Annotated in this window: 5 protein-coding genes and 1 pseudogene; 3 read left to right on the top strand and 3 right to left on the bottom strand. The window is 69.6% G+C overall.

Going from position 1 to position 2858, the window contains the following annotated elements; genetic code table 11:
• Nucleotides 1-15 precede the first annotated feature (15 nt).
• Nucleotides 16-741 (bottom strand): DUF981 domain-containing protein, encoded by a 726-nt coding sequence (locus ABD151_RS05940; protein WP_343992286.1) that lies wholly within the window; start codon nucleotides 739-741, stop codon nucleotides 16-18.
• Nucleotides 742-850: 109 nt separating this feature from the next.
• On the opposite strand from ABD151_RS05940, the gene ABD151_RS05935 reads away from it, so the two are divergent.
• Nucleotides 851-1468: a TetR/AcrR family transcriptional regulator gene (locus ABD151_RS05935; RefSeq protein WP_343992284.1), complete on the top strand. Its 618-nt coding sequence runs from the start codon at nucleotides 851-853 to the stop codon at nucleotides 1466-1468.
• A 12-nt stretch (nucleotides 1469-1480) separates the two neighbouring features.
• Here the strand turns inward: ABD151_RS05935 and ABD151_RS05930 are convergent, their stop codons facing one another.
• Entirely contained in the window at nucleotides 1481-1933 is a 453-nt protein-coding gene (locus tag ABD151_RS05930) for a MarR family winged helix-turn-helix transcriptional regulator (protein ID WP_343992282.1), read from the bottom strand.
• A gap of 62 nt (nucleotides 1934-1995) precedes the next feature.
• Between ABD151_RS05930 and ABD151_RS05925 the strand changes: the two genes are divergently transcribed.
• Nucleotides 1996-2349, top strand: coding sequence for a hypothetical protein (locus ABD151_RS05925; protein WP_343992279.1), 354 nt, complete (start codon nucleotides 1996-1998; stop codon nucleotides 2347-2349).
• Between the two features lie 9 nt (nucleotides 2350-2358).
• Here ABD151_RS05925 and ABD151_RS05920 read toward each other — a convergent pair whose 3' ends face one another.
• Nucleotides 2359-2574 carry an amphi-Trp domain-containing protein gene (locus ABD151_RS05920; protein ID WP_343992277.1) on the bottom strand — a complete coding sequence of 72 codons (216 nt, stop codon included), beginning with the start codon at nucleotides 2572-2574 and terminating at the stop codon, nucleotides 2359-2361.
• 99 nt (nucleotides 2575-2673) lie between these two features.
• On the opposite strand from ABD151_RS05920, the pseudogene ABD151_RS05915 reads away from it, so the two are divergent.
• Nucleotides 2674-2858, top strand: a pseudogene (locus ABD151_RS05915) (hypothetical protein); the annotation flags it as partial.

Genomic DNA, 2858 nt, shown 5'->3' with positions numbered 1-2858 from the left:
TTGTCTGCAAGGAGATCACATGGTGTTGACGATCAATCCGATGTGGGTGAAGAAGTTCATCACGCCGAAGAGCGCGAAGACCACGCCCGTGATCGCCCAGGCCCAGCCGACCACCTGCGTGGCCAGGGAGCGCAGGGAGTCACCGCGCAGCACCGAGCGGACGGCGAACGGGAAGGCGATCGCGCCCACCCCGACCAGGCCGAGCAGCCCGGACATGAAGATCGCCTCGACCAGCGGCCACTCGGCGAACTCACCGGAGATCGGCTCCTCGGCCGGTGCCGCGAAGAGCTCGTACTTGATCCCGGCCACGGCGATGGCGATCAGCGCGCCGCCGAGGAAGCCGACGAACGTGCTGACCGGACGGGCGATCTTGGCCAGCCGCGGCAGCACCTCGGTGCCCGTCAGTGCCTCGGTGCCGCGCTTCCACAGGTAGAGCGAGGCGGCCAGCAGCAGGACGCCGAAGCCCAGGCTGGTCTCACCGAAGATGATGTTGTCGAAGGGGAACCCGCCTGCGGCCAGCGGCCAGGTCAGGGTCATGTGCAGGCCGGTGCTGGCGAGGATCGCGCCGAGCACTCCGAAGTTCAGCGCCCAGCCTTCGGCGCTCGCCTCCTCGCCGTTGCGCGCGACATCGCGCACGAACAGGACCAGGCTCAGCAGGCCAACGCCTGCCGCCACGGCCATGATGGTGTTGTACGTGGGCATCGAGGCCCAGTCGATCTTCAAAGCCTGTGCGGTAAGCACGTCATCGCTTCCTCAGGTCAAGGCAGCGCCATTGCTGCCGGTGGACGGGTCGTACACCCAGATAACCCATACGCGCGTCTAGGTATTCCGCCGACCCTAGGATGGCCAGGTGAGCACCAGCAGAGCGCGAGGAGCGGGCGGACGCCCGACGCAGCAGCAACGCTCCGCACAGAAGCAGCAGGCGATGCGCGAGGCTGCGGCCCGCCTGCTGATCGACCGCGGTCCGGACGCCGTCACCCACCGCCAGGTGGCCGCAGCCGCAGGGCTCCCGCAAGGCTCGGCCTCCTACTACTTCCCCAACCGCGAGGGCCTCTTCCTGGCCGCGGTCGAGGAGGCGGAGCGGATCCGCGTGGCCGGCGCACACGCCTATGCCGACGCTCTGCGCCGGCGCGCACGCACGCCGGCCACCACGGCCCGCCTCCTGGTCGAGGCGCTGTACGCACCCCACCTGGAGCCCGATGTGGTCACCCTGCGGCTCGCGCCGATGCTGGAGGCCACCCGGACCCCGGGCACGGCAGCCGTGATGTCCACCTCGTGGCCCCAGCTCCTCGCCGCGCTGCGCACGGTGCTGGACGCCAGCGGCTACCCCGAGATCGCGGACGACGACGTCGTCCAGCTGCGCCTGCTCGCCGATGCCGCCCTGCTCTACGCCACCACTGCGGGCAGCGCCGACGCGATCAAGTACGCCGTCGAGCGGGTGGCGCGCCTGCTCACCCAGCTCGCCTGAGCCGCGACCCGATCAGCGGGTCGCCGCGATCACCGCAGTGAGCCGCTGATGCAGCTCCATCAGCTCCTCGATCGGCAGGCCGAGTCGCTCGACGATCGCCGCCGGGATCGCCTCCGCGTCGGTGCGCAGGGCGCGCCCCTTCTCGGTGAGCACGACGGCCAGGGCCCGCTCGTCACGCTGGTCGCGCTCGCGGCGCAGGTAGCCGGCCGCCTCCAGGCGCTTGAGCAGCGGGGAGAGCGTGCCCGGGTCGAGCTCGAGCATCCGCGCCAGGTCCGCGACCCGCAGCGGCTCGCTCTCCCACAGCGCCAGCATCACCAGGTACTGCGGGTGGGTCAGCCCCATCGGCTCCAACAGCGGGCGGTACAGGGCGACCACGCTGCGCGAGGCGATCGCCAACGCGAAGCAGACCTGCTGGTCCAGGGCGAGCGGGTTGTCGAGCGCAGAGCGCGGGTCAGCCGAGGTCATGTTGAAAGCCTACCAATTGTTGGTGTACAAACTATTAGGACACCAACAACTTGGAGGCTTCCATGGCCGCAACCCAGCCCGCTGTCAAGCCCGTCAAGCGCCGCAAGCACCTGATGGACCCGAACAACCCGGTCCGGCCGCGCAACGACAAGTCGCTCACCCACGTCCAGCAGTGGGTGATGTCGTCGATCACGGTGACCACGCTCGCGCACCTGGCGGCCGGCGTGATCCTCGCCGCGCTCGCCACCCCCGCCTCGGCCACCTCGGCCCGGATCGGGCTCAACGTGATCGCCGGCGCGTTCGGCGTCATCGGCGTCGCCGCCGGGCTCGCCATCCACCGCCGCAGCGTGCTCAGCCCCTGGCTCCTGCTGGGTCTGCTGCCTACGGCGGTGGGACTCTGGCTCGCGTTCCGGTGAGCCGGACGACTACCAGGTGAGCTCGATCTCGAGCTCGTTCTCATCGCCCAGCTCCACCTCCACCTTCAGCTCCACCTCGTCGGGGATGCTGACGGTGATCCGGGCGCCGTTGCGCTCGAACTCCACGGAGTTGTGCTTCGACAGCGCGTCGGCGAGCACACGCAGCTTGGCGGCGGCCTCCTCGCGGCGCAGGCGCTGGGTCTGGTCGATCTCGAACAGGTCCACGGGTTCTCCTCAGGTAGCGGATGACGTGTGTCAGAACCTACCTACTCCGGGCCAACGGCACCGGCGCATGCTCCGGTGCCGTAGCGGGAACCGCTGCGCATGACTGAGATGAATCAGGACGATGCCCGGGACGAAGCCCTGCGCCGCGTGATCGAGCGCGTCAACGCCTGGCAGGAGACCGCCACCGAGGGAACCGTCCGCGACGAGTTGGACAAGGGCCTGCAGGAAGCCGGGATCGCGCTCACCGAGGACCAGCGCGACGACCTCGCCGCCCGGATCAGCGA

Source organism: Nocardioides dubius (genome assembly GCF_039528155.1).
In the GTDB taxonomy this organism is placed as follows: domain Bacteria; phylum Actinomycetota; class Actinomycetes; order Propionibacteriales; family Nocardioidaceae; genus Nocardioides; species Nocardioides dubius.
This window is presented reverse-complemented; position numbering and strand designations above follow the sequence as displayed.

What these genes read in the sequence shown, in the direction of transcription:
- ABD151_RS05930 (WP_343992282.1), bottom strand. Translation starts at nt 1,933, where the DNA reads ATGACCTCGGCTGACCCGCGCTCTGCGCTCGACAACCCGCTCGCCCTG.
- ABD151_RS05925 (WP_343992279.1), top strand. Translation starts at nt 1,996, where the DNA reads ATGGCCGCAACCCAGCCCGCTGTCAAGCCCGTCAAGCGCCGCAAGCAC.